At 77.2% G+C, this 2,585-nt stretch carries 3 protein-coding genes; 2 read left to right on the top strand and 1 reads right to left on the bottom strand.

Going from position 1 to position 2,585, the window contains the following annotated elements; all coding sequences use genetic code 11:
• Positions 1-47: 47 nt before the first annotated feature.
• Positions 48-389, bottom strand: a complete 342-nt coding sequence (locus AB0J52_RS35720) for a hypothetical protein (RefSeq protein ID WP_500187343.1) — start codon at positions 387-389, stop codon at positions 48-50.
• A 247-nt stretch (positions 390-636) separates the two neighbouring features.
• On the opposite strand from AB0J52_RS35720, the gene AB0J52_RS35715 reads away from it, so the two are divergent.
• Both AB0J52_RS35715 and AB0J52_RS35710 read left to right on the top strand, forming a co-directional pair.
• Positions 637-1,023: an ArsR/SmtB family transcription factor gene (locus AB0J52_RS35715; protein WP_500187342.1), complete on the top strand. Its 387-nt coding sequence runs from the start codon at positions 637-639 to the stop codon at positions 1,021-1,023.
• On the top strand, positions 1,007-2,585 hold a 1,579-nt coding region (locus AB0J52_RS35710), incomplete at its 3' end, for a P-type ATPase actuator domain-containing protein (RefSeq protein ID WP_500187341.1). The genes AB0J52_RS35715 and AB0J52_RS35710, both read left to right, overlap by 17 nt.

Below are 2,585 nucleotides of genomic sequence, written 5' to 3'. Positions count from 1 at the left end.
CCGCGGCGCCCCCGCCCCCCCCCCGCCCCCCCACGACCGGGCCCGGCTCAGCGAGGGTCGGGACGGCTCCGGGTGATGATCCAGTCGACGGTGTGCTGGGTGCGCGTGATGCGCCGGCGCACCCGCGGCTTGACCGGCGTCGCGGACGGCCCGACCACGACCCGTCCGGCCGGCGGCACGGCGGCACGGCCGGGCACGCCGGCGCCCTCCGCCGCGACCTCGGCGAGCGCGGCCAGCAGCCGGGCCGCGCGGCCGAGCTCGCGCAGCGCCTCGGACTCGCCCGCGGCCGTCTCGGCGGTCAGCGCGGCCGAGTACAGCGCCTCGACCTCCGCCATCCGGACGCCCAGCGACAGTGTGGCGGCGTCGGCCGCCCTCTTCCCCCGTCTCATGCTCGGTGGCGCTCCCTCCGCGTTCCCCCGTGATCCCATCAGTGTCTCCGCGATCACTCACTTGCGCAATCACTTTAATGTTCTCCGGTCCCGACTCGTTTGATGCGCGGCGGGCCCCGGAGGTTGCCCTCGCGTTGGGTGGGGATTTCCGTCCTGAGCGAGACGGGCGTTTTGGATACCCTCGTACCGGAGCCGGACGGCTCATGACGTCCCCGCGGACGGGCGGGGGCGCCGGCGGTGAGGCGACATGACGGAAACGGGAGGCGCACCGGTGAAGGAGCGGACGCGGGACACGGCGCGATCCCCGGAGGCGCTCTCGCCCGAGCTGCTCCAGGAGGCGGCCGGCCGCTTCGGGATGCTCGCGGCCACGATGCGCCTGCACATGGTGTGGGTGCTGGCGCAGGGCGAGCAGGACGTCAGCTCGCTGGCCGAACGGGTCGGGGGCACCGTCCCCGCCGTCAGCCAGCACCTCGCCAAGCTCAAGCTGGCCGGGCTCGTCCGGTCCCGCCGCGAGGGCCGCCACCAGGTCTACGTGGTGGACGACCCGCACGTCGCCGCGATCGTCGCGCAGATGGTCGCCCACCTCCAGGGCGACCCCGTGGAAGCGGCCCCCGTCCGTGGCCTCGGCGCCTGAGTCCGAACCGTTCGGCCTGGCGGACCCGTCCGCCGACGACCCCTGGACCGCCGTCCCGGCCCCCGCCACCGGGACCGACGTCCTTCCCGACCTGCCCCGCACCCGCGCGATCCTCGCCGGGTACGCGGGCCGCCCGCCGCTGTCGGTGCTGCGCGGCCTGGAGACCTCCGCGCGCGGCCTGACCGAGGCGGACGCCGAGGAGCGGCTGCTGCGCCGCGAAGCCGAGGCCCCGGACGGCGGCCCCCGGCGCACTCCCCTGCTACGCCACCTCGCGCGCGTCGCCACCGACCCGTTCGTGCTGGTCCTGGTGGTGCTGAGCGCGGTCACCGCGGTCACCCGCGACCCGCGCGGCGCGCTGCTGATCGGCTCGCTCGCCGTGCTCAGCTCGCTGCTGCGGTTCCGCCAGGAGCGGCGCGGCGGACGCGCCGCCGCCGAACTGCGCGCCCTCAGCACCACGACCGCGACCGTCCTGCGCCGCGCGGACGCCGGCTGCCCCGGCGTCGAGCGGGAGGTGCCGGTCGAGCAGGTCGTCCCCGGGGACGTGGTGCGGCTCGCGCCCGGCGACATGGTCCCGGCCGACCTGCGGCTGCTGAGCGCGACCGGGCTGCGCGTCGACCAGGCCGTGCTGACCGGCGAGTCGCTGCCCGCCGCCAAGCGCGCCGCCTGGACCGGGCCCGCGGCCCCGCCACCCGACCCCGACACGCCGCTGTTCGACCGTCCCGAGCTGTGCCTGATGGGGACGAGCGTGGTCAGCGGCGCGGGCACGGCCGTCGCGGTCGCGACCGGCCCACGCACCCACTTCGCCGCGCTCCAGCGGGACGTGCCGCGCGCCGCGCCGCAGACCGCGTTCGACCGGGGCGTCCGGACGGTGACCTGGGCGCTCATCGCGATGGTCGCGGCGGCCGTCCCGATCGCGCTGCTGTTCACCGAGCCCGGCCCCACGCCCTGGTCGCACGCGCTGCTGTTCGCGGTGTCGATCGCGGTCGCGCTCACCCCGGAGATGCTGCCGCTGGTCGTGACGACCACGCTGGCGCGCGGCGCGGCGGCGCTGTCCCGGCACGGCGTGATCGTCAAACGGCTGCCCGCCGTGCACGACCTCGGCGCGATGGACACCCTGTGCGCGGACAAGACGGGCACGCTGACCCTCGACCGGCTGTCGCTGACGTCCCACCTGGACACGGCGGGCGAGCCGGACGAGGAGGTGCTGCGCTGGGCCCGGCTCAACGCCTGGTTCGCGACCGAGCTGGTCCCCGAGGCCGCCGGCGACACGATGGACGACGCGCTGCTCGCCGGGGCGGAGCCGCCGGCCGGCGACGTCCACGCGGTCGACGCCGTCCCGTTCGACTCCGACCGCCGCCGCGCGACCGTCGTGCTGCGCCGGGACGGCCACCTGGGCCGCGACCTGCTGGTGACCAAGGGCGCGGTCGAGGACGTCCTGCCGCTCTGCGACCGCGTCCGCACCCGCGCCGCCGGCCCGGCCGGGGGCGCCCAGGCCACGGCCGGGGCCGCCGGGGAGACCGCCGACGTGCCGTTCGGCGCGGACGAGCGGGAGCGGGTCGCGG

The organism is Spirillospora sp. NPDC049652, assembly GCF_040675125.1.
Taxonomy (GTDB): Bacteria; Actinomycetota; Actinomycetes; order Streptosporangiales; family Streptosporangiaceae; genus Spirillospora.
The sequence above is the reverse complement of the archived record's forward strand: the minus strand, read 5'-3'. Positions and strand labels throughout refer to the sequence as shown.